The sequence below is a fragment of the Kitasatospora acidiphila genome (assembly GCF_006636205.1).
In the GTDB taxonomy this organism is placed as follows: domain Bacteria; phylum Actinomycetota; class Actinomycetes; order Streptomycetales; family Streptomycetaceae; genus Kitasatospora; species Kitasatospora acidiphila.
This window is the reverse complement of sequence record NZ_VIGB01000003.1, coordinates 6,734,829-6,756,224: the sequence shown is the minus strand read 5'-3', so window position 1 is coordinate 6,756,224 and position 21,396 is coordinate 6,734,829. Positions and strand designations below refer to the sequence as shown.

23 protein-coding genes and 3 pseudogenes are annotated in these 21,396 nt (G+C 71.5%); 8 read left to right on the top strand and 18 right to left on the bottom strand.

What is annotated here, in order from left to right; translation table 11 throughout:
• Positions 1 to 66 precede the first annotated feature (66 nt).
• The 3 genes and pseudogenes from E6W39_RS31965 (at position 67) to E6W39_RS39905 (ending at position 4,145) form a co-directional block, all read left to right on the top strand.
• The gene (locus tag E6W39_RS31965) at positions 67 to 2,475 is read left to right on the top strand and encodes a terpene synthase family protein (protein WP_181799533.1); all 2,409 of its coding nucleotides are present in this window, start codon (positions 67 to 69) and stop codon (positions 2,473 to 2,475) included.
• A gap of 423 nt (positions 2,476 to 2,898) precedes the next feature.
• Positions 2,899 to 3,934, top strand: a pseudogene (locus tag E6W39_RS31960) (RNA-guided endonuclease InsQ/TnpB family protein); the annotation flags it as partial.
• A gap of 52 nt (positions 3,935 to 3,986) precedes the next feature.
• A complete protein-coding gene (locus E6W39_RS39905; protein WP_181799762.1) occupies positions 3,987 to 4,145 on the top strand; it encodes a hypothetical protein in 159 nt (52 codons plus the stop codon).
• A 140-nt stretch (positions 4,146 to 4,285) separates the two neighbouring features.
• On the opposite strand, the gene E6W39_RS39900 is transcribed toward E6W39_RS39905, so the two are convergent.
• From E6W39_RS39900 to E6W39_RS31925, 9 genes are all read right to left on the bottom strand, one after another.
• Positions 4,286 to 4,474: a hypothetical protein gene (locus E6W39_RS39900; protein ID WP_181799761.1), complete on the bottom strand. Its 189-nt coding sequence runs from the start codon at positions 4,472 to 4,474 to the stop codon at positions 4,286 to 4,288.
• Positions 4,474 to 4,830: a hypothetical protein gene (locus E6W39_RS39895; RefSeq protein ID WP_181799760.1), complete on the bottom strand. Its 357-nt coding sequence runs from the start codon at positions 4,828 to 4,830 to the stop codon at positions 4,474 to 4,476. Before E6W39_RS39895 ends, E6W39_RS39900 begins: the two co-directional genes overlap by 1 nt.
• 2 nt (positions 4,831 to 4,832) lie before the next feature.
• The gene (locus tag E6W39_RS31955; RefSeq protein WP_141636447.1) at positions 4,833 to 5,126 is read right to left on the bottom strand and encodes a sensor histidine kinase; all 294 of its coding nucleotides are present in this window, start codon (positions 5,124 to 5,126) and stop codon (positions 4,833 to 4,835) included.
• The gene (locus tag E6W39_RS31950; protein WP_141636446.1) at positions 5,018 to 6,688 is read right to left on the bottom strand and encodes a sensor histidine kinase; all 1,671 of its coding nucleotides are present in this window, start codon (positions 6,686 to 6,688) and stop codon (positions 5,018 to 5,020) included. Before E6W39_RS31950 ends, E6W39_RS31955 begins: the two co-directional genes overlap by 109 nt.
• Entirely contained in the window at positions 6,610 to 7,572 is a 963-nt protein-coding gene (locus tag E6W39_RS31945; RefSeq protein ID WP_141636445.1) for a response regulator transcription factor, read from the bottom strand. Before E6W39_RS31945 ends, E6W39_RS31950 begins: the two co-directional genes overlap by 79 nt.
• Positions 7,573 to 7,602: 30 nt before the next feature.
• Positions 7,603 to 8,718, bottom strand: coding sequence for an NAD(P)-dependent alcohol dehydrogenase (locus E6W39_RS31940; protein WP_141636444.1), 1,116 nt, complete (start codon positions 8,716 to 8,718; stop codon positions 7,603 to 7,605).
• Positions 8,719 to 8,773: 55 nt separating this feature from the next.
• Positions 8,774 to 10,336: a GMC family oxidoreductase gene (locus E6W39_RS31935; RefSeq protein WP_141636443.1), complete on the bottom strand. Its 1,563-nt coding sequence runs from the start codon at positions 10,334 to 10,336 to the stop codon at positions 8,774 to 8,776.
• Positions 10,337 to 10,370: 34 nt separating this feature from the next.
• Complete coding sequence (locus E6W39_RS31930; protein ID WP_141636442.1) at positions 10,371 to 11,624, bottom strand: VOC family protein; 1,254 nt, start codon at positions 11,622 to 11,624, stop codon at positions 10,371 to 10,373.
• A gap of 261 nt (positions 11,625 to 11,885) precedes the next feature.
• Positions 11,886 to 12,833 carry a dehydroquinate synthase/iron-containing alcohol dehydrogenase family protein gene (locus E6W39_RS31925; RefSeq protein WP_141636441.1) on the bottom strand — a complete coding sequence of 316 codons (948 nt, stop codon included), beginning with the start codon at positions 12,831 to 12,833 and terminating at the stop codon, positions 11,886 to 11,888.
• A 169-nt stretch (positions 12,834 to 13,002) separates the two neighbouring features.
• Between E6W39_RS31925 and E6W39_RS31920 the strand changes: the two are divergent.
• Positions 13,003 to 13,334, top strand: a pseudogene (locus E6W39_RS31920) (YnfA family protein).
• Positions 13,335 to 13,469: 135 nt separating this feature from the next.
• Here E6W39_RS31920 and E6W39_RS31915 read toward each other — a convergent pair.
• Positions 13,470 to 14,030, bottom strand: coding sequence for a TetR/AcrR family transcriptional regulator (locus tag E6W39_RS31915; protein ID WP_141636440.1), 561 nt, complete (start codon positions 14,028 to 14,030; stop codon positions 13,470 to 13,472).
• A 69-nt stretch (positions 14,031 to 14,099) separates the two neighbouring features.
• Between E6W39_RS31915 and E6W39_RS31910 the strand changes: the two are divergent.
• A pseudogene (locus tag E6W39_RS31910) lies at positions 14,100 to 14,578 on the top strand (peroxiredoxin).
• 22 nt (positions 14,579 to 14,600) lie between these two features.
• Here the strand turns inward: E6W39_RS31910 and E6W39_RS31905 are convergent.
• From E6W39_RS31905 to E6W39_RS31890, 4 genes are all read right to left on the bottom strand, one after another.
• Entirely contained in the window at positions 14,601 to 15,029 is a 429-nt protein-coding gene (locus E6W39_RS31905; RefSeq protein ID WP_141636439.1) for a hypothetical protein, read from the bottom strand.
• Positions 15,030 to 15,139: 110 nt separating this feature from the next.
• A complete protein-coding gene (locus E6W39_RS31900) occupies positions 15,140 to 15,553 on the bottom strand; it encodes an SMI1/KNR4 family protein (protein WP_181799532.1) in 414 nt (137 codons plus the stop codon).
• 160 nt (positions 15,554 to 15,713) lie between these two features.
• Positions 15,714 to 15,932: a hypothetical protein gene (locus E6W39_RS31895; RefSeq protein ID WP_141636437.1), complete on the bottom strand. Its 219-nt coding sequence runs from the start codon at positions 15,930 to 15,932 to the stop codon at positions 15,714 to 15,716.
• Between the two features lie 197 nt (positions 15,933 to 16,129).
• Positions 16,130 to 16,570, bottom strand: coding sequence for a BP74-related protein (locus E6W39_RS31890; protein ID WP_228718443.1), 441 nt, complete (start codon positions 16,568 to 16,570; stop codon positions 16,130 to 16,132).
• Between the two features lie 188 nt (positions 16,571 to 16,758).
• Between E6W39_RS31890 and E6W39_RS31885 the strand changes: the two genes are divergently transcribed.
• Positions 16,759 to 17,046, top strand: coding sequence for a maleylpyruvate isomerase N-terminal domain-containing protein (locus E6W39_RS31885; protein WP_228718442.1), 288 nt, complete (start codon positions 16,759 to 16,761; stop codon positions 17,044 to 17,046).
• 94 nt (positions 17,047 to 17,140) lie between these two features.
• Here E6W39_RS31885 and E6W39_RS31880 read toward each other — a convergent pair whose 3' ends face one another.
• Positions 17,141 to 17,569 (bottom strand): VOC family protein, encoded by a 429-nt coding sequence (locus E6W39_RS31880; protein WP_141636436.1) that lies wholly within the window; start codon positions 17,567 to 17,569, stop codon positions 17,141 to 17,143.
• Between the two features lie 112 nt (positions 17,570 to 17,681).
• Entirely contained in the window at positions 17,682 to 18,365 is a 684-nt protein-coding gene (locus tag E6W39_RS31875) for a Type 1 glutamine amidotransferase-like domain-containing protein (protein ID WP_141636435.1), read from the bottom strand.
• Between E6W39_RS31875 and E6W39_RS39890 the strand changes: the two genes are divergently transcribed.
• Positions 18,341 to 18,487, top strand: coding sequence for a hypothetical protein (locus tag E6W39_RS39890; protein ID WP_181799531.1), 147 nt, complete (start codon positions 18,341 to 18,343; stop codon positions 18,485 to 18,487). The genes E6W39_RS31875 and E6W39_RS39890 overlap by 25 nt on opposite strands.
• 124 nt (positions 18,488 to 18,611) lie before the next feature.
• Here E6W39_RS39890 and E6W39_RS31870 read toward each other — a convergent pair whose 3' ends face one another.
• Together E6W39_RS31870 and E6W39_RS31865 are read right to left on the bottom strand one after the other, a co-directional pair.
• Positions 18,612 to 19,874 carry an MFS transporter gene (locus tag E6W39_RS31870; RefSeq protein ID WP_228718441.1) on the bottom strand — a complete coding sequence of 421 codons (1,263 nt, stop codon included), beginning with the start codon at positions 19,872 to 19,874 and terminating at the stop codon, positions 18,612 to 18,614.
• A gap of 78 nt (positions 19,875 to 19,952) precedes the next feature.
• Positions 19,953 to 20,744, bottom strand: coding sequence for an alpha/beta fold hydrolase (locus tag E6W39_RS31865; RefSeq protein ID WP_141636434.1), 792 nt, complete (start codon positions 20,742 to 20,744; stop codon positions 19,953 to 19,955).
• Positions 20,745 to 20,888: 144 nt separating this feature from the next.
• On the opposite strand from E6W39_RS31865, the gene E6W39_RS31860 reads away from it, so the two are divergent.
• On the top strand, positions 20,889 to 21,347 hold the full coding sequence (locus E6W39_RS31860) for a MarR family winged helix-turn-helix transcriptional regulator (RefSeq protein WP_228718440.1): 459 nt from the start codon (positions 20,889 to 20,891) through the stop codon (positions 21,345 to 21,347).
• The last annotated feature ends 49 nt before the right edge of the window (positions 21,348 to 21,396 follow it).

Genomic DNA, 21,396 nt, shown 5'->3' with positions numbered 1-21,396 from the left:
GACGTCGATCTTCCGCCGAAGATGAGGAAGATCGACGTTCCGACTTCCCGGTGGGGGGATCTTCCGATGGCGCAGCCGTTCCAGCTACCAGACTTCTACCTGCCGCACCCGGCCAGGCTCAACCCGCACCTGGAGGGCGCGCGCGAGCACACCAGGGCGTGGGCCCGCCGGATGGGCATGCTGGAGGGCAGCGGCGTCTGGGAGCTCCAGGACTTGGAGGACCACGACTACGCCCTGCTCTGCGCCTACACCCATCCCGACTGCGATGCCGAGACGCTCGACCTGGTCACCGACTGGTACGTCTGGGTGTTCTTCTTCGACGACCACTTCCTGGAGATCTTCAAGCGCACCCTGGACCGGGTCGGCGGCAAGGCGTACCTGGACCGGCTGCCGCTCTTCATGCCGATGGACCTGACCGACGGCTTCCCGGAGCCGACCAACCCGGTCGAGGCCGGCCTCGCCGATCTGTGGGCGCGCACCGTGCCGCACATGTCGCTTGACTGGCGGGCCCGGTTCCGCGAGTCCACCGAGCACCTGCTCAACGAGTCGCTCTGGGAGCTCTCCAACATCAACAAGGGCCGGGTCGCCAACCCGGTGGAGTACATCGAGATGCGCCGCAAGGTCGGCGGCGCGCCCTGGTCCGCCGGGCTGGTGGAGTTCGCGGCCAACGCCGAGGTGCCCGCCCGGGTGGCCGGCAGCCGCCCGCTGCGGGTGCTGCGCGACACCTTCTCCGACGGCGTCCACCTGCGCAACGACCTCTTCTCCTACGAGCGCGAGATCGGCTCCGAGGGCGAGCTGAGCAACGGCGTGCTGGTGCTGGAGCGGTTCCTCGACTACTCCACCCAGGAGGCCGCCGACGCGGTCAACGAGATGCTCAGCTCCCGGCTGCACCAGTTCGAGAACACCTTCTTCACCGAGCTGCCGCCGCTGTTCGCCCAGCACCAGCTGGACATGGCGGAGATGGGCCGGGTGCTGGCCTATGCCAAGGGTCTGCAGGACTGGCAGTCCGGCGGCCACGAGTGGCACATGCGGTCCAGCCGCTACATGAACAAGGGCCTGGTCGGCGGCAGCGAGCTGCCGGGCTTCTCGGCGGTCCCGACCGGCCTGGGCACCGCCGCCGCCGATCTGCGCAAGCTGATCCACCTGCCCGCGCTGCGGCAGTTCGACCACCGGCGCTACCAGGTGCTGCCGCCCTACGAGCGCCCCGAGATCCCGATGCCGTTCACCCCGGGCCGCAGCCCCCATCTGGAGTCGGCCCGGCGCGACTCCACCACCTGGGCCCGCGAGCTGGGATACCTGGACGTGGTCCCGGGCGTGCCCGACTCCGGGGTGTGGAGCGAGAAGAAGTTCCGCGACTACGACCTGGCGCTCTGCTCGGCCGGCCTCGACCCGGACGCCACGCCCGAGGAGCTGCTGCTCTCCGCCCAGTGGCTGATCTGGGGCACCTATGGGGACGACTGGTTCCCGCTCGCCTTCGGCTACACCGGCGATGTGACCGGCGCCCAGGCCTGCGTCGAGCGGCTGGCCGGCTTCATGCCGCTGGACGACCCGGCGGCCGGCCCTGAGCCCGCCACCGCCATCGAGCGCGGTCTCGCCGAGCTGTGGGCGAAGACCGCAGGGCCGATGGACGAGAAGGCCCGTCGCACCTTCCAAGGCGCCATCAACTCGATGCTGCGCAGCTGGGTCTGGGAGATCGCCAACCTCGCCGAGAACCGGATCCCCGATCCGGTGGACTTCATCGAGATGCGCCGGGACACCTTCGGCACCGACCTGACCATGGCGCTCAACCGGTTCGCCCACCAGCGCACCGTGCCGGACGAGGTCTTCGAGTCCGGCACCGTCCGGGCCCTGGAGCACGCGGCCGCCGACTTCGCCTGGCTGATCAACGACCTCTACTCGCACCGCAAGGAGATCCAGTACGAGGGCGACATGCACAACGCCGTCCTGGTGGTGCAGAACTTCCTCAACTGCGATCTGCCGCACGCCCTGTCGGTGGTCAGCGACCTGCAGCACTCGCGGCTGGAGCAGTTCCAGCACCTGGTGACCAACGAACTGCCGCAGCTCTACCAGGACTTCCAGCTGACGGACGGTCAGCGGGCCGAAATGGAGGCCTATGTGCAGGATCTGCGCAACTGGATGAGCGGTATCCACGTCTGGCACCGCGACATCCTCCGGTACCGGGAGTCCGAGCTGGAGCACCAACCGGCCGCCTACCAGGCCCGGCTGGCCGAGGCGGCAGGCAGCCCGACCGCCGCGACGGCACCCGCTGCGGCACCGGCGCTCAGGGCGGCAGCGGCCGTGCCCGAGGCGGCACCCGTCCGGGTACCGGCCGTGCCCCATCCGCCGCTGCCGCGCCGCCCGGCCGCCGTCGCTCCGGCAGCGGCCGCCGCCGAGGCGCCGACGGCCGGCTGGGCGGGCGAGCTCACCGGGCTGGGCACCTCCGCCGCCCGGCTCGCGGTCGCCGCCCGGCGCTGAAACACCGGACGGCCGGGGCGCTGACCCCCGGACGGCTGGGCCGCTGACCACCGAGCGGCCGGGCCGCCGGGGTCACCCCTTGGGACCAGCGCCTCATGCACCAGGGACAACCGGTGACGCAGGGTGGAGGGACCCGACACAAGGAGGGGCGATATGGCTGCACGGCTGGTAGTACGTCGTCCAGGTAGCCGTCGGCCAGCTCGTCCGGATGGCCGACCAACTCAGCTGCGCTACCCGGGCGGTTCATCTGGGTTCTTCGTGGATACCGCCGGCTTCAGCCGGGGTGGGGGTACCTCCCGCCTGCGGGGAGAAGCGAGGCTTCTGCGGAGCAGATCAGGGATAGCCGCTTCGCCGTCAAGGCAAGCCGGCATCCACCGCCAACGGTTCGTAGTTGATCGCAAACTGAGGGTTATCATGTGAACCATGACGGCGACTCACGTGAAGCGGGCGTTCAAGTACCGCTTCTATCCGACGGATGCGCAGACAGCGGAGCTGTCGCGCACGTTCGGATATGTGAGAAAGGTCTACAACATGGCGTTAGAGGCCCGCACGGCCGCGTGGCAGCGGGGTGAGCGGGTCAACTACAACGCCACGTCGGCGATGCTGACCGGGTGCAAGAAGTCAGAGGAGCTGGCGTTCCTGTGCGAGGTGTCGTCGGTTCCGTTGCAGCAGGCGCTGCGGCACCTGCAGGGTGCCTTTACGAACTTCTTCGCGAAGCGGGCGAAGTACCCGCGTTTCAAATCGCGCAAGAAGTCCGGTGACTCAGCCGAGTACACCACCAGCGCGTTCCGCTGGCGGGACGGGCAGCTGACGCTGGCCAAGATGGCCGAGCCGCTGACCATCGTGTGGTCGAGGCCGATTCCGCGGGGGGCGCGGCCGTCCACTGTGACCGTCAGGCGGGATGCCGCGGGGCGCTGGTTCGTGTCGATCCTATGCAAGGACCTCCGCATCCAGCCTCTGCCGACTGTTGACGGGGCGGTCGGGATCGACGTGGGGATTACCAGCCTGGTGACCGCGTCCCGGCCGATCGAGGGCCTGACCGACCCCGACGGCAAGGTCGCCAACCCGAAGTGCGAGCGCGAGGACCGCGCTCGGCTGGCCAAGGCGCAGCGGGAACATGCGCGTAAGACCAAGGGGTCGAAGAACCGGGAGAAGGCCCGCGTCAAGGTAGCCCGCGTGCACGCGCGGATCGCCTACCGGCGCAGGGACTTCCTCCACAAGCTCACATTCCAAGCTGTGCTCGCACTGCGGCACTATCGCCGACAGTGTGCCGCTCAACATCCGCGCATGGGACTGCGCCTGCGGCGCACACCACGACCGGGACGTGAACGCAGCACGCAATATCCTGGCCGCCGGGCTGGCGGTTGCAGCCTGTGGAGACGGTATAAGACCTCAACGGAGCACCCCGGGCGGGCGGTCGTCGGTGAAGCAGGGAGTAGTCCCACCGCAGCGCACACGCGCGCAGCGGCTCAGCCGCGAGGCTGAGGGACCCCCTCCCCGGGAGCGGGACGATGTCAAGTACCACTGCCACCTGCCTGGAGCACGAGGACGAGGACGAGGACGACGGCATGATGCGGCCGTTCACGGTCCTCCCGGGCGCGGTTATGGACCTGCTGGCCAGCACCCCGAAACGCGATGTAGTGAACGGACCCTCCGGGTCCGCCCATTGAGCACCGATGCCGGCTGGCGGCAGCGTGCGCGGCGCGGGCATGGGTCGGCCCCCGCGGTGCTGGGAGCGCGGGGGCCGACTCGGCAATGCTCTTGTGGTGTGAATGCTCCTGGACTCGGATGTCAGGTCGGTCAGCAGCGGTCAGCAGCCTTCGAGCGGCTCGCAGTCCTCGGCCACCGGGCTGCCGCCGGAGGGCGCCTGGCCCTCCTTCACCGGCTCTTGCGGGCCCTGGGGGTCGGTGCGGCCCGGCATGGTCCGGAGCGACTGCTCGTCGGCCTGGTCGGCCTTGTTGGTCGGCACCTGAATCGGGCCGGCAGCAGTGGATGTCATCACGTTCCTCCTTGCCTCGCACCTTGGTCCTTGGGGGTCGGACCAAGGCCGATACGTCGACTATCGCGGCAGCGGCGTCCCGAAGGCATGAGCCCCTGGTCCTGGATCGGGGCAGGAATGTGACAGCCGGGGACAGCCGGGGAAAGCCGGGGAAAGATGAAGCGCTCAGCCGGGGTGCCGCGCGGGAAGACCGCGCGGACCACGGCACCGCGCGCGTCATTGGCGGCGGTGAAGCTCCCGCCCAGCTCCTCGGCCCGCTCCGCCATCGAGCGCAGTCCCACCCCCGTCGAGGTGCTGTGCGACGGGAAGCCCTCGCCGTCGTCGCTGGCCTCCACCGAGACCTCCTGGTCGGTCACCGTCAGCGCCAGCCGGGCCCGCGAGGCCCCGAGTGCCGCAGCACGTTGTTGAGCGCCTCGCCGCTGATCCGGTAGGCGGCGACCTCCACGGCGGCCGGCAGCGGCGGCAGCGGGTCGGGCGCCAGCTCGATGGTCACCTGCACCCGGCGGCCGTCCAGCCGGCCCGCCAGCTCGCGCAGCGCCCCGGTCAGGCCGACCCGGCCGAGGTCGGCGGGCGCCAGGCCGTCGGTGATCCGGCGCAGCTCGTCGATCGCGGTGCCGATGCCCAGCGAGGCGGTCCGCAGCGAGGCCGCCACCGCCCCTCGGGCGGCAGCCCGCTGCGGGCCGTGTCGATCTGCAGCCGCAGTCCGGACAGCGCCGGCCCCAGGCCGTCGTGCAGGTCGTGGCGCAGCCGCTTGCGCTCCTCCTCACGGGCCAGCACCAGCTGCTTGCGGCTGCTCTGCAGTTCCTCGGTGAGGCGCAGCGAGGCGATCGCGGGTGCCGACTCGTCGACCAGGAAGCGCAGCACCACGCGGTCCTGGCGGTCGAGCAGCGGCTGCCCGGAGCGGGGCTGGGCGTGCAGTTCGCCGATCTCCGCGCCCTCGAAGGCGATCGGGAAGACCTCGGCGCCAGGGCCGGTCGCCCCGAGGGCGGCCAGTTCGCGCGGCCCGCCACGGGTCGCCACTGTGACCCGGGCGCCCGGCAGGCCCAGGTTGCCCACCGCCGTCTGGCAGAGCAGGGACGGTGCCTCGGTGGTGCCGGCCGCCTGGCTGAGCCGCTCGGCGAGCTTGCGGGCCACCTGGTACGGGCGGGCCCGCTCTCCGTAGTAGAAGCGCTCCACCGCCCGGCTGACCAGGCGGGTGGTGGGCCGCAGCAGTACGCCGACGAGCAGCGCGCACCCCGCCATCAGCTGGGCGTCGGCGCTGTCGGCGCGCGGCAGCATCTTTGGCAGTTCGAGTGCGAGGACGAAGTATCCGAAGATCAGCAGCGCGAGCAGGGTGAAGCTGGTGAGGACCCGCCTGGTCTGCCGGTCGAGTTGCCAGGAGCGGTCCCTGGCGAAGCCGAGGGCCGGGGCCAGCGGCCAGATGGCGGCGACCACCGAGTAGAGGATGAAGTACCCGAGGGTGGTGGGGTTCAGCTTGCTGTAGACGAAGGTGAGGGTCACCCAGATGCCCCAGGGCAGCAGCACCAGCCACTGCTGGGGTCGGGCGCCGGGCGAGCGCCACCAGCGGACCGCGGCCACCAGCAGGCCGAGCAGGACCAGCGCCAGGTCGATCCAGAAGACCCGGCCGTCCAGCGCATCGGCGAGCCGGGTGTGCAGCCGGGCCCAGTCGCCGTGCCGCAGCGGGTTGTGCGCGCCGTAGAAGGCGCGGGTGCCTGCGTGGTCGTAGTAGCCCTGGACGATGCTCCACAGGGCCAGCAGCGCCAGGTAGCCGCGGCCGATCCGGCCGCCGGGCAGCCGCCCGTCGGGAAACCAGAGCGGCAGGGCCAGCAGTGCGAAGATCAGCGCGGCGGCGCTGGTGATCAGCACCAGCATGCCGAGGTCGAGCCAGCCGGAGCCGGCCCGGGTGACCGAGAACAGGAAGAGCAGGAACCGGCCCGCGATGGTGAGCAGGCCGACGGCCGACAGCAGCCGTCCCAGCGGGTGGCCGGAGCGGTGGGCGAGGATGAACAGCCCGGACAGCCCCAGGCCGAAGCTGAGCAGCAGCGTTCCCCAGGAGTAGGGGAGGTCGGCGTTGCGCGCGTGGTCGTCGAGGTGGGTGAGCGCCAGCACCACCCAGCCGAGCCCCAGCAGCAGGGTCAGCCCGAAGACGCCGTAGGCTCCGGCGGGCGCGCCGGGCGGCGCCGCGCTACCGGTCCCGCCGGTGCCGGGTGGCACTGCGCCGTTGCGAGGTCCCGCGCTCTGCCCGGTCGATGTCCTGGTCGCCGCACACATCCGCCCTCCAAAGGGTCCCCTGGCTGGTATGGGCCCATCCTCGGTGGCCGGCGGTCCCGACCGCATGAGGTCGCGGTCCCGATCCTGACCGGGAGTAGCGCGCACGACACGCAGTGAGCTGCCTCAGTGGCCGTTTCCGGCGTCCCCGAGCCCATGTCCCGGGCCCGCGCGACGGCCTCGGCGCGGGTGGCCACGTTGAGCTTCTCGAAGATGTGCGTGACGTGGTTGCGGACCGTCTTCTCGGCGAGGAACAGCTCGCGGGCGATCCGGTGGTTGTCGTGGCCCCGGGCGACCAGGTCGAGCACCTCGGCCTCGCGGGCGGTCAGCGAGGGGAAGAGCTGTCCGGCGTCGCGCAGCCGGCTGCCGGAGAGCAGCGTGGTGATCCGGGCGGCGATGTCAGCGCCGAACACGGCTCCGCCGGCCGCGACGGTGCGCACCGCGTGCAGCACCTCCTCGCGCCCGGCGCCCTTGACCAGGTAGCCGCGGGCGCCGGCCTGGAGGGCGGCGAGCAGGCTGCCGTCGTCGTCGGCCATGGTCAGCATCAGGACGGGCAGTTGCGGGGACAGTTCGGCGAGCCTGCGGGCAGCGTCCAGTCCGGAGGAGTCGGGCAGCGAGATGTCCATGATCACGACATCGGGCCCGTTGGCCTTGACGGCGTCCGGCACCTCGCCCGCCGACTCCGCCTCGCCCACCACCAGCACGCCGGGGTCGCTCTCCAGCGCGGCCCGCAGACCCGCGCGGAAGAGCGGGTGGTCGTCGACGAGCAGCACCCGGACGACGCCGCCCGGCTGCTGGTGCGACTGCTGTTCTTCGTGCGACTCGTCCACGGTCGAACACTATCAGTAACGAAGTGGCAACTATCCGCTCATCTGCAGCACGGGTTTGACGACCGCTCCGGACAATGCGTCCTCGGCGGCCCGTTCGATCTGGTCGAAGGGATAGCCGCGGACCAGCTTGTCCACCGGCAGTCGGCCGGTGCGGAACAGCTCCACCAGCGCGGGCAGGAACCGCTGCGGCAGGCTGGCGCCCTGGTTGATGCCGACGATCCGCGGACCCCGGTCCAGCAGCTGCGGGATGTCGATGCCGAGCTCGGTGCCCTGCGGCGGTGCGCCGGCCACGCCGAGCACGCCGCCGACGGCCAGCGCGGTGACCGCCTGCCGCAGCGCCGGGAGGGCGCCGCTGGCCTCCAGTGCGCGGTCGGCGCCATGACCGTCCGTCAGCTCCTCGATCGCCGCCACGGCATCCTGCTCATGGGCGTCGACGGTGTCGGTGGCGCCCAGTTCGCGGGCCAGCTCCAGGCGGGCGGGGTGGAGGTCGACGGCGATGATCCGGGTGGCGGCGGTGAGCCGGGCGGCCATCACTGCGGCAAGGCCCACGCCGCCGGCTCCGAAGACGGCGAGCGTGTGGCCGGGTTCGGGGCACAGCACGTTCAGCACCGCGCCGGCGCCGGTCTGCACTCCGCAGCCGAACGGGGTCAGCGCCTCGGCGGGCAGATCCTTGGGCACCGGCACCACGTTGCGGTCGGAGGCCAGTGCCAGGGTGGCGAAGGACGACTGCCCGAAGAACTTGCCGTGCAGCGACCGGCCGGTGTCGTCCCAGAGCACCGCCGAGCCGTCCAGGCGGCGGCCGCCGAACAGGTTGAGCGCCTGCCAGTGCAGGCACTGCACCGGGCGCAGCTCCCGGCAGGCACGGCAGGCACCGCAGGAGTCGAAGCTGAGCAGCACCCGCTCACCGCGGGTGGTCGAGGTGACCGCGTCTCCCACGGCGGCGACCGTGCCGACGCCCTCGTGGCCGAGCACGCCGGGCAGCGGGAACGGAGTGTGACCGGCCCGCACGCTCAGGTCGGTGTGGCAGATTCCGACGGCCTCCAGTTCCACCAGCACCTCGTGCGGGCGGGGGGCGTCGAGCTGGATCCGCTCGATGCCGAACGCCTGCCCGGCGGACCGGGCGACGGCGGCGGTTGCGGTAGCCATGACTCTCCTAGATCTCTAGCTAACTCTCTTGCTCTTCTTGACTATTGACGATGCATCAGTCGAGCAGTCCACCCAGTCGGGCGGCGCGCAGGGCTTGGGCCGCGATGGTCAGGGTCGGGTTGACGGCGGCGGAGGACGGGAAGAATCCGCCGTCCACCACATAGAGGTTGCGCAGCTGGTGGCTGCGGCAGAGCGGGTCGAGCACCGAGCGTGCCTCGTCCAGCCCGGCGACCGTGGTGCCGCACTGGTGGCCGGTCGCGTCGATGCCCATCCGGTGGGCGAGCACCAGCGGATAACCGGCTCGGTGCAGCATCCGCCGGGCGGCCCGCAGCAGTTCGCGGTGGGCGCGCCGGTTGGTCGGCTCGCGGCGCAGCACGATCTGGCCGTCGGGCGCCAGGGTGACCCGGTTGTCCGGGTCGGGCAGGTCCTCCGACATCACCCACCAGTCGAGGCTATGCGCGGTGAGCCCGGCCCGCAGCCCGTGGGGGCAGGCGCCGGGCAGCATCTCGGGGCGCACCTTGCCCATCAGTTGCAGGTTGCCGAGCGGATACCGGCCGCTGGGGCCGGAGTGGTAGTAGTCGTTGACGGCCAGCGTCTTCTGGAAGGTGACCGGGTTGCGTCGGCGCGGATCCACCGCCACCACCACACTGCTGTTGTGCAGCATCAGGTTGCGGCCCACCAGGCCGGAGCCGTTCGCCAGGCCGTCCGGATACTGCTCGTTCGCCGAACGCAGCATCAGGGCGGCCGAGTTGATCGCGCCGGCGGAGAGCACCACCCGGCCGGCGGTCACCGTCACCGGGCGGCCCTCGCGCAGGGCGTGCACGGTGGTCACGGCCCGGCCGGCCCGGTCGGTGTCCAGCCGGGTGACCCGGGTGTGGGTCAGCAGGCGGACGTTGCCGCGGCGCAGCGCGGGGCGCAGTGCCCGGGTCTCGGCGTCGCTCTTGGCGCCGACCCGGCACGGGAACCCGTCGCAGGTGCCGCAGCGCAGGCAGGAGCGGCCGGGGGCGAGGTCGATGCCGAGTTCCAGCGGGAAGGGGTGCAGGCCCTGCCGGCGCAGCCGCCGCTCCAGGTCGGCCACATAGGGCTCGTGCTCGACGGGCGGGTGCGGGAACGGGCCGGAGCGCGGCGGCGCGGTCGGGTCGCCCGGCCGCTCGGCGCCGTGCTGGTGGCCGTGCACCCGGTAGAGCCGCTCGGCCTCGGCGTAGAACGGCTCCAGTTCCGCGTAGCCGAACGGCCAGGCGGGCGAGGTGCCTTCGTAGTGCTCGACCGCGCCGAAGTCGCTCTCCCGCAGCCGGGGCAGGCTCGCGCCGTAGACCTTGGTGGTGCCGCCGACGTAGTAGTGCGCGGCGGAGACGAAGCGCTTGCCGCGCGGGGTGCGCCAGGGTTCGGCGTTGTGGTAGAGCTGCTCGCCGAAGACGGCCTGCGGCGACCAGTTCTCCGGCTCGCGCGGCAGGAATCCGCCGCGCTCCAGGACCAGGACGCGGGCGCCGCTGCCGGCCAGCGCCCAGGCCGTGGTGGCGCCGCCGGCCCCGGAGCCGATGATCACGACGTCGGCGTCGTAGCGGTCCCGGCGAGCGGTCACCAGCGGCGGGGCGTTGGCGGCCCAGATGTCGGTCACGGTTCCTCTCCTCCGTTCGACACGCTTGTCGGGGTTACCAGTTCGAGCTGCATCCCCCAGGGGCGGTGAGGTAGACCCAGCGGGTGCCCTTGATCGGGCCCTCGGAGACGGTGTCCACCTCACCGAGCACCCGCACGCCCGGGTGGGCGGCCAGCCGGGCCACCTCGGCGTCGATGTCCGCGACCTGGAAGGCCAGGTGGTGGCCGCCCCAGTCGCTGTTCTTCGGCCACTCCCGGCGCTGGCCCGGGGCCTGGTACTCGAAGAGTTCCAGTTGCAGGCCGCCGCCGAGGCGCAGCATCGCGATCCGCAGTTCGGCGCGCGGGTGCACGCCGAGCTGCCGGGCCGTCCAGTCGCCGTCAGGGTCGCTGAACGGGCCGGTGCGGTAGGCGACTTCGGTTCCGAAGGCGTCGGTGAAGAACGCCTCGGGGTCGACGCCGAGGTACTTGCTCAGGTCGTCCAGGATGCGGGGCCCACCGGCGTGGATGATGTAGAAGCCCAGGTCACCGGCGTCCCAGCCGTGCCCGGCGGCCAGCTCGCGCATCACCGGGGCGAGCGGCTCCATGGTGCCGGGCACCCGGCGGTCCAGTTGGAAGTGGAAGCCGGTGGCGCGCACCGCGTAGGAGATCCAGTCCTCGGTGTGCGGGATCAGGTAGGAGCCGTTGTGCTCCAGGGACATCCCGGTGCCGCCGCTGCCGCGCACCACGGCGGCCGCCACCGCATCGCCGAACAGGCCGTCCGACAGCAGGTTGCCGACGCCGGCGTCGGCGGGCTGGTAGCACAGCGAGCACAGCTCGCAGGAGACGATCAGGACGTTCTTGTCCGGGTAGGCCCGGCAGAAGTCATGCGCCCGGTTGATGGCGGCACCGCCTGCGGCGCAGCCGAGTTGGGCGATCGGGATCTGCCGGGTGTCGGAGCGGAAACCGAGCTCGTTGATGAGCCAGGCGGTGAGCGAGGGCATCATGAAGCCGGTGCACGACACGTAGATGATGGCGTCGATGTCGCGAACGGTCAGGTCCGCGTTGGCGAGCGCCGACGTGATCACGGCCGGGGTGCGCTTCTTGGACTCCACCTCGTAGACGCGGTTGCGCTCCTCGAAGCCCGGGTGCGCCAGCGTCTGCTCGATCGGCTGGACGATGTGGCGCTTCTGGACGCCGGTGTTGCGGATGAGGCGCAGTGCCAGGGGCAGTTGGGGGTTGTCGGCGTGCATGCGCTCGGCGAACTCCAGCGTCTGCTCGACGGTGATGACGTTCTCCGGCACTGCGACGGCGGGCTTGCACAGGGTGGGCACGGTGCCCTCCAAGCTGGGACGGGGGTCGGGTTCTCGTGGTGTCCACGGTCGCCGTCCTGATGTCCCAATCGCACGGGAGTACGGCCATGCCCGGGTCCTGGGGCGGCGGTCACAGGGGCCCGCGCGCTGGGAGCCCCGCCGGCGGGAGGGCTCCGGGTTGCGCGAGGGCTCCCGGTTATGCCACCAGCGCGGCCCGTGCCACCGGGACCGCGGGCTGCTCGATCGGGCGCAGCGCGTCGACGTCGTCCGGCGAGACGGCGGTCAGCATCGATCCGCCGGCCACCCGGGGTTCCCGAGCGCCCGCAGCAACACCAACTCCCGTGCTGCCGCGGCCTTTCGCCCGAGCTCGGTGGGCAGCCCCGCCGCGGCCAGCAACCGCAGGTGGGCGGCCGCCCCGGCGGCGTCCAGCAGCCCGAGCCGCTCGGCCAGCCGCGCCGCCAGCAGCAGACCCTGCGCGGTGCCCTGCCCGTAGCGGAGCACGGAGCCCGGGCCCCGGCCGAACGGGTCGAAGGTGAGCACCCCGGCCTGTGCCTCCAGGCAGAGCGCCACGAACGAGGCGAGCACGGCCGGCTCATACCGTCCGTCCGCACGCAGCCGCCGGGCCACCGACTCGTAGTGGTAGGGGCAGATGGCCAGCACATCGCGCAGCAGCGGGTACAGCCCCGCGTGCTGCGGGCCTTCCAGCAGGTCGGGCCGACACCACAGCAGCGCGGGCGCCCGAGGTCCGTCCGGGCCGCTCGGGCCGCGCCGGCTACCCGGGCCGCTCGGGCCGCCCGCGTCCAGCACGGACGCGTCGCACATCGCCGCGAGCGTGGTCGGCACGGACACCACTCGGCTCCGGCGGGCCCACCCGAGCACCGAGAGCACGGTCCGCCGACCGCCGACCGCGACCACCACCGTGTCCGCCGTCGGCGCGGGCAGCCGCAGCGCCGCCTGCTCACCGCACAGCACCAGCACCTTGCCGACCGGGGCCAGCGCGGCCACCGTCTCGGCGACCTGCCGTGCCGGTGCCCCGCTCGCCGCGACCACCAGGAAGCGCTCCCCACCCAGGCCGCAGACGGCCTCGGTCAGGCTGTCCCCCGCGCTTCGGCCGACCCGCACCAGGGCCGGATAGTGGCACGGGCCGATCTGGACCGCGCGATCGAACGCGGCCGGCTGGTCGGCCTGGTGCCGTCGGCTGAACGCCTGCGGCAGTGCGGACGCCCGCATGGGGGAACCTCCCGCGTCGGTGCGGAACTGGTTGCCCTCTCACCGTCCGTGCGCCCGCGTCCCGACCGCATGAGCCCCCCGACCCGACCGGGCCCGTCCGCCTGTCCGGGCGTACCGCCCCTCGCCGTCCCGCCGTCCCGCCCCGGGGCACACCGTAAACTCGCTGGTCATGACCGTCGCCCGCTCCATCGTGCTGTTCCTGCTCTCCGCCCTGCTGGAGATCGGTGGCGCCTGGTTGGTGTGGCAGGGCGTCCGGGAGCACCGGGGCTGGGCCTGGATCGGGGCCGGCGTGGTGACGCTCGGGCGTACGGCTTCGTGGCCACCCTGCAGCCGGACAGCCACTTCGGCCGGGTGCTGGCCGCGTACGGCGGCGTCTTCGTGGCGGGCTCGCTCGCCTGGGGCGTGGTCGCCGACGGCTTCCGGCCGACCCGCTACGACCTGATCGGCGCCGCGATCTGCCTGGCCGGGGTCGCCGTCATCATGTACGGGCCGCGCCGCTGACGCCGTAACACCTGCGCGGCTGACGCTGTACCGCATGTGCCGCCCGCGTCGCTGAAGTGCGCGGGCTGCTGCGGCGCACGGGCGGCTGACGCCGTCCCGACCGCTGAGGCGCACGGCCCGCCCCACCGGCGCCCGTCAGCCTCCCGCGACCAGCGCCGTCACCCCCGCCGCCAGCCGCTCCGCGACCGCCTGCGGCTCCCCGAGCGCGGCCCCCACCATCGCGCCGTCCCGCAGCAGCATCAGCACCCCGGCCCGCTGCTGCGGCTCGGGCACCCCGGCGGACCGCAGCCACTCCTCGAACACCCCGAGCAGCCACTCCCGGTGCGCCACGATCGCCTGCGCCACCGGGTGCGCCGGATCCGGGTACTCCGCCGCCGCGTTGATGAACGGGCACCCACGGAACCCCGACCCGCACATCTCCTGCCCCAGCCGGCTCACCAGCAACGCCAGCCCCTGCTCCCCCGTCAGCCCGCCGGCCATCGCCGCCGCTGCCTCGGCCCGCACTCCGGCGTCCCACGCCTGGATGTAGCTGCGGACCAGGTCCTCCTTGCTCGGGAAGTGCCGGTAGAAGGTGGCCCGGGTGACCCCGGCCTCGGTCACGATCCGGTCCACCCCGACCGCGTGGATCCCCTCGGCGTAGAACAGGCGGGTGGCGGTGGCGAGGAGGCGCTCACGGGCAGGGGAAGGTGTACTCACAGCTGCGACCGTACTACCATGCGCTGGGAGAACGAACGTTCTCTCTCCTGCCTGCCGAAGGATTCTCCGATGGCCAAGTCCCCCGAAGTCGGTTCCCCCGCCCCGGACTTCACCCTCCCCGGCCTGCTGCTCAGCACCGACGGCACCGCCGAGCACCGCGACTACCGCCTCGCCGACGCCAAGGGCAGCCCGTTGGTCCTGGTCTTCTACCCGGGCGACAACACCCCGTCTGCACCAAGCAGCTCTGCTCCTACACCTCGGACCTGGACCGCTTCCGCGACCTCGGCGCCACCGTCTGGGGCATCAGCCCGCAGGGCCTGGAGAGCCACGAGGCCTTCGCCCGCCAGTACGACCTGCGCTTCCCGCTGCTCGCCGACCCCGAGCGCAGCGTCGCCAAGGCCTACGGCATCGCCGTCCCCGGCCTCGGCCTGCGCCGCTCCGTCTTCATCCTCGACGCCGACGGCGCCGTCCGCTGGCGCCACATCGCCCTGGCCGGCCTGACCTTCCAGCAGACCGACACCCTGACCGAGCAGCTCGCGACGCTCTGAGCCGCCCTCCGGCCGCTCGGGGTCACGCCTGGCGGACCTTGACGCCGCCGATCAGCGAGTAGGACCGCACCTTGACCACCGGGCCGTCCACCTCGCCGGCCACGCCCGTGCTGCGCGGGCCGAAGAGCGAGAAGCCGCTCACCTCGACCGTGGTGCCCGCCGGGACGGCGAGGTCGACGCCGCCGACCAGCGAGAAGGCGTCGACCTCGGCGGAGGCGCCGGCCGGGTAGGTCAGCTCCGCACCACCGACCAGGCTCGCCTTCACCAGGTGGGTCGGACCGGCGGGCAGCTGGGCGTCGGAGTGGTCCAGCTTGGCGCCGCCCACCCCCGAGACGTGCACGGTCCGCTCCTTGGCCCGGAAGGCGCCCGCCTGCTTGAGCCCGCCGAGCAGGGCGACGCTCCACTGGGTACCGCGGACGGCCGGGACGCTGAGGTTCTTGCTGATCTCCATGGCCCCAACGGTAGGCCGGGGAGCCGATCGCGCCTCAGTGTCCGCAAGCAGCAATCCGGTATGACAGCTGTCATCGGTGACGCCATGACAGCGACGCCATGACAGCCTGGTCACCCGTCGGGCAACGACCTGCCGCACTGCCGTAGCGCGTAGCTGCCGAAGTCGTCGGCGAGCCGCTCGGGGCCGCCGCGGTCACCCGAGCCCGGATCCCAGACGACGACCGGGTGTTCGCCGTCCGCGTCGTGCTGTGCGGTGTCGAGTGACACCAGGCCGCCCATGCCGTCGTACTGGATGACCAGGAGTTCACGCGGAAAGCGCTCGTCGGTGCGGGCGTCAAGGGTCGCCTCGACCGTCCCGAGCAGCGTGTCCCCCATGGCCGCCGTCCGGTAGACGCCGAGGAAGTCCGTACCGTCGGCCTCGCAACTGCCGAGCTCCGCAAGGAAGTAGCGGTAGGAGGGCGGAAGGGGGAGCCGAGTTCCCGCTCGGCACGTGCGAGGTCCGCAGGGCCGAGGCCGCCGGTCCACCGGCAGGTGTCCGGGTGTGCCCGCAGCAGTCGCACCAGGGCGGCGACGGATTCGACACCACTCACTACCCGCGCCCTCCCGCCTCCCTCGGACCAGGGTTCAGAGGTTAGGGGCGGCCGGGCGCGGGGGTCGAACCGGGGCCGGGGTCACTCCTAGATGGTCACTCCTGGAAGTAGGCCCTCACCACCCGCTCGGCCGCCTCCTCCTCCGCCGCCGGCGGGGACAGCTCGCTGAGCGTGTCCAGATCGGTGTCCTCGACGAGCTCGGTCTCCCAGGCCGAGGCCAACTGCGCCTGCTTCTCGGGAGTCTGCTGCCGCACCTTCTCAAGGCTGGCGGGGCTGAGAGCGGCGAGGAAGCGCGGAAGCTCGTTCTCGGGCATGAGGACCTACCGGGGGCTGGGGTCGGGGTTCACCGGCAGGTGTTCCAGGGCGGGATCCCAGCCATGCCGGGCCGGCCCAAGTGCCACCCGAACGGCGGCACCCCAGCGGAGGGAGCGGCACACACGCCTGCCGCTCCAGCCACCGGGGCGCTCAGCCCTACGGACGGTACCGGCTTACGGCGCCGTGACCTCGCGCGTCAGCTTCGAATGCCAGGGCACCAGGTGGAGTTGGGCAGGAACGCGCCACCGACCTCGTTCAGGTGGTCGTTGACGTACGCGATGCTCGCGTCGCACACCTCGGTGGCCATGCTGAAGAACTTCACCGAGTTCGGGTCGAGTTGGTAGTTCCACTGCTGGTTGTACGGAGCCGGGCTCTTGACGACCGTCCCCATCACGCTGACGTTCTCGGTGTCCACGCCGGCCAGGACGTTCCGGGCCTGCTGGATCCTCGTCGGGTCGGTCAGCTGGATGACGAAGGTGTCCGTGCCGTCGGTGAACTCGAAGTAGGCCGGCGCCGTGGCGTCCGCGGGGCGGGCGGTGACACTGCTGCTCTGAGCCGCCTGCGCGGGCTGGGCCAACGCCACGGCGAGCATCGCGACAGCGGTGATACCGCCGAGCTTGCTGATGGTTCGTCGCATACCTGAACCTCCGTCTCCGGTGGGTCGCATTCGCAACCCGCTTGTGGTGAACGGTAACCAGCCAAGCAATGCAAAAGCCTGACAAAGACAAAGAGTTCCCCAAGAGGCAGCAATTCCATGCCCCGAAGGGCGCCGCCGCTCCGCCAGCGCGCAGGGCGCACGAGTCAGCACCGGGTAGCTCGACCAGCATGAACCAGGAACGGGTAGTTGAGGCGTTTCGCCTGGAGGCCGGGCGGCTCACCCAGGCCATGACCGGGGTGGCGCAGGCCGAGTGGCGGCTGCCAACGCGGTGTACGCCATGGACGGTTGGCGAACTCCTGGCCCATGTCCGGGTAGTGATCGCCTGGTTGCCCGGCATGCTGGCCGCCTCGGCACCGCCCCGCGCCGAGGTGTCGGCAACCGAGTACTACCGGCCCGACGCCCGCTTCGCCCCCGACACCAACGGCCTGGGCATCCGGTGGATCACGCTGGGGTGAGCGTCATAGCATGATCCTTCGCGACTGCCGCCCGAAGGGCAACGGCCCTCACACCGTGTGGCCCGGCTCCCCACCTCGCCGGCTCGGAGGATGCTCAGTCCACGCAGAACTCGTTGCCCTCGATGTCCTGCATCACGATGCACGAATCGTGGCCGTCATACAGCAGCTCCACGCGCACCGCGCCGAGCGCGAGCAGTCGTGTGCACTCGGCTTCGAGCTTGGCGAGGCGCTCCTCACCCACGAGCCCGGTGCCGACCCTCACGTCAAGGTGCACCCGGTTCTTGGCGACCTTCCCTTCGGGAACGCGCTGGAAGTACAGTCGCGGGCCCTCACCCGTGGGATCACTGCAGGCGAACCATGAACCCTGCTTTTCAGGAGACTGGGAGCGGTCGTAATCCTCCCAAGTGGCGAACCCCTCCGGCGCCGGCGGTGGGACGTACCCCAACACCTCACACCAGAAGCGGCCGACGCGCTCAGGTTCTGCACAGTCAAAGGTGACCTGGAACTTCTTGATCAATGACATTGGCGCACCATAGCAGGGCGAGTCTGCTACTCATATCCCTTTATTGATCCGCGTGTTGATGGGAAGACGGTTCCCGACCAACCATCCCATCTCGAATCGACCAGCCGCCGCATCATGATGCCGGGTTGAGCAGCTTCCAGTGGCCCTCGGAGACGACCTCGATGTCGCCGTCCGTCACCTTGATGGCGGTCTGAGCGTCGATGACGTACGCCGGGCCGTTTATCTTCGCGGCCCAGCGTTCCGCCTCGGCCATCGTGTTCTCCGGACAATCCGGGCTGTCGAGGTGCGGGAAGATGGAGAAATCGACGACTCCCAGCGTGGTGTCGTCACCGGTGGGCGGCTGCCGGCCGACGAACTCCTCCCCGATGCGGGGAGTCAGCACCATGCTCCCGGCGCTGAGCCCTACGTAGACCGTGTCGCGCAGCGAGGGGAGCAGGTCGGCCAGTCCGGACTCCCGCATCCAGTGGCACGGGTACAGCGCGTCGCCGCCGTTCACCAGCAGGGCGTCTGCCTCTCGGACCCAGGAGACCCAGCGTTCCTTGTCGATACTGGGCAGCGCGGTGAGCTCCAGCACGCCCACCGACTTCCACCCCAACCCGGTCATGGGGCAGGGGGACTGTCCACTGATGAAGCGCCACGGCCCGCCCGGACCCCCGTACCCCGCGGTGGGGATGCAGAGCGCGCTGGCCTCGGCGATCGGCTTGCCCAGGAGGTCGACCAGCGCCGCCAGTACGCTTGCGTTCCTGACGCCCGAGTCGGTAAGGAGACCTGTTGTCCACCGACCATGAGTCGACACCGGAGGGGAGGAGGAACCACGCCTTCTACCGGCAGCTGGGGTTCCTCTCCTACGAGGAGAAAAAGATGGCGGGCTTCGGCCTGCCGCGGGTCCGGCCGCCCCGAGACCAAGCCGACACGTGAAGCGCTACGCGGCCATGGCTGGATACTCGGTCCAACTGCGGATCGGCGAGCCCGAGGCGAAGTTGGACTTGGGCTCTGCCCGGGCCACCAGCCGTAGGTCGACAGGAAGACCAGCGGGCGTGGTTCACCGGGCGGTCGGCGCGACCGGAGTCGGCGAAGGGCTCGGGCGGCGGGTGCGCTCCGCCCAGGCGGCCACCGGCGGGCCCGCCGCGCCCAGGGCCGCGAAGAACGCGCCGAGCAGCAGCCAGCCGGCGTGTCCGAGTCCGAGGACTGCTGTGGTGAGGACCACCGGAGCCAGGGCCTGGCCGGCGTCGAAGCCGGCGCCGAAGAGGCCCTGGTACTGCCCCTGGGCGTGGTCGGGGGCGAGACCGAAGCCGAGCGCGTAGCCGCCGGATGACTCCCACACCTCTCCGAGACTGTGCACGCCGACGGCGAGGACGGCGAGCACTGGCGCGACCCAGACCGGAACGTCCGCGGTCAGGGCCATCAACGGGCAGCTGACCAGGAAGAGCAGCCCCGCGAGGCGGAACGCCCGGCCGCCCTGGCGCGGGCTCTCCACCCGGGAGCCGATCCTGCTCTGGAGCAGCACGCACACCCCGCTGTTGACGGCGTTGACCGCCGCCACGGTCCAGCGGGGCGCGCCGGTGTGGGCGGAGAGCCAGATCGGCAGCAGCAGGGAGACGGTCTGGTACTGCAGGCCCATCGCACCGTAGAGCGCGACGAAGGAGACGAACGGCCGGTCGGAGAGGACGGCCCCGCGGTGGTGTTCCTTGGGCCGGGGCAGGGGCTGGTAGTTGGGGACGCCGACCAGGGCGATCAGGCCGGCGCAGGCGAAGCTGGCGGCATTGGCGAGGATGAGCGCGGTGTATGCCGTGCGGGTGCCGACCGAGACGGCGAAGGCAGCGCCGAGGGTGCCCAGAACCACGCCGAGGTTGACGAACGTGCGGAGTTTCGCCCTGAAGGCGGCCGGGCGTTCGCCGCCGGCACGGGCGATGAGCGCACCGCCTGCGGCGCCGCTCGCCGTTGCCGCCAGCCGGTCCAGGGCGGCGATGAGCGTGAACGTGACCCAGCCGTGGATGAAGACGAATGCGGCCATCGTCGCGGCCTGCATCGCGAGGGCCGTCAGCCAGACCGTGCGCGGCCCGTACCGGTCGGCCAGGTTCCCGGCCGGGATCCCGGCCAGCAGCCCGACCAGCCCGGCGATCGTGAGGCCGACACCGACCCGTGCGGCGGGCAGGTGCACCACCAGCGTGAAGTAGAGCACCGCGGCGGTGTTGAACAGCCCGTTGCCCACCCGGTTGACGAAGCTCGCGGCGATGAGGGCCCGCTGCGGACCGCTTGGCGCCAGTAAGCCGGATATCCGCAGTCTGGTGCCCTTCCCGATCACGCGGAACAGGCTAGCAGCGCCCCCGCAGGCACCCTCGGCATGGCCCGGATGCGCAGGTGGAGGCCTCGACGCGCGGCGTCAAACCTGGCCCTGCGCCTGCTGCTTGTCGACGTACTCGGTGATGATCGAGAAGAACCGCGCCGGGTCCTCGAACGGCAGGCCGTGGCCGCCGGGGACCTGGAGGTGGTCGACCTGCTGGATGGCGGCGGCCAGTTCGCGTTGGTGGTGGGGCGGGATGATCTGGTCGTCGGCGCTCGACAGCACGAGGGTGGGCGCGGTGATCCGGCCGACCGCGTCGCGCAGGTCGATGCGGGTGTCGAGTTCGATCTGCCCGAGGATGCGCTCGTCGAGCATGGCCGTGAAGCCCGCGGCCAGTTCGGCGAACTGCGCGTCGTCGAGGGCGCCGAGGAGGCCGGGGCCCATCGCGCTGAGGATCAACTGGCGGGCCAGCAGCGCCGGGTCGGTACGCAGCAGGCGTGCCCACAGGTCGAACATGAACGCCTCGCGCTGGGTGGTCCTGACCCAGCCGGCGTGCAGGACGAGCGAGGTGACGGCGTCGGGGTGGCGGGCGGCCACGGCCGTGGCGGTGACGGCGCCCACCGAGTGGCCGACCAGGTGGAACCGTTCCAGTCCGGCGGCCCGGGCGGTGGCGACGACGCGGTCGGCGAGTGAGTCCAGGTCGAGCGGTGCGAGGTCGACGGGGGTGGCGCCGGCGCCGGGCAGGTTCGGGGCGACGACGGTGTACCGGTCGCGCACCGCGTCGATGAGCGGTCCCCAGTTCGAGGTCGCGTCAGCACCGGTGCCGTGGATCAGGACCAGGCCCGGGCCGGACCCGGCGACGACGTGATCAAGCGGTTCACAGCTGGCCAAGGGGTGCCTCCAGGGATGCGTGGCTGAGTGATGTCGGGCGATGCCGGGCTATTCCAGGCGATGCCGGAAAGATAGCAGAACTCTGTCATGTATCAGAGCTCTGTCACAAGCCAGGGTTCGAGCGAGTGGCGTACGATCGACCTCATGGAGATGCCGCTCACCGAACGCATCGGGCTGCACATCAAGCGGGTGGAACAGGAGCTGATGGCGGCCAAGCACGCGGCGCTCCGGCCGCTCGGGCTGACGGTCCCGCAGTACGTCGCGCTGTACACGCTGGACGACCAGCCGGGGCTCTCCGCCGCCGCGCTCGCCCGCGCCTGCCTGGTCACCCCGCAGACCATCGCCACCGTGCTCACCAACCTGGAGGCGAAGGGGCTGATCATCCGCCAGCCGCACCCTTGGCACCGCAAGGTGGCCGAGCTGCGCCTCACCGACGACGGACGCCGACTGCTCGCACAGGCCGACGCGAAGGCCGTCGCCATCGAGCAGCGGATCGCGGACGGCTTCAGCCCCGAGGAACGCGCCCTGCTGATCGACCTGCTGGCCCGCGCATCGAGTCAACTGGCCCCGGCGCCAGGACAGCCGGAGAACAGGACTGAATGACGCCGTCGACCACGCCGCGGCCAACGGCGGTCCGCTCCACCTGACCGCG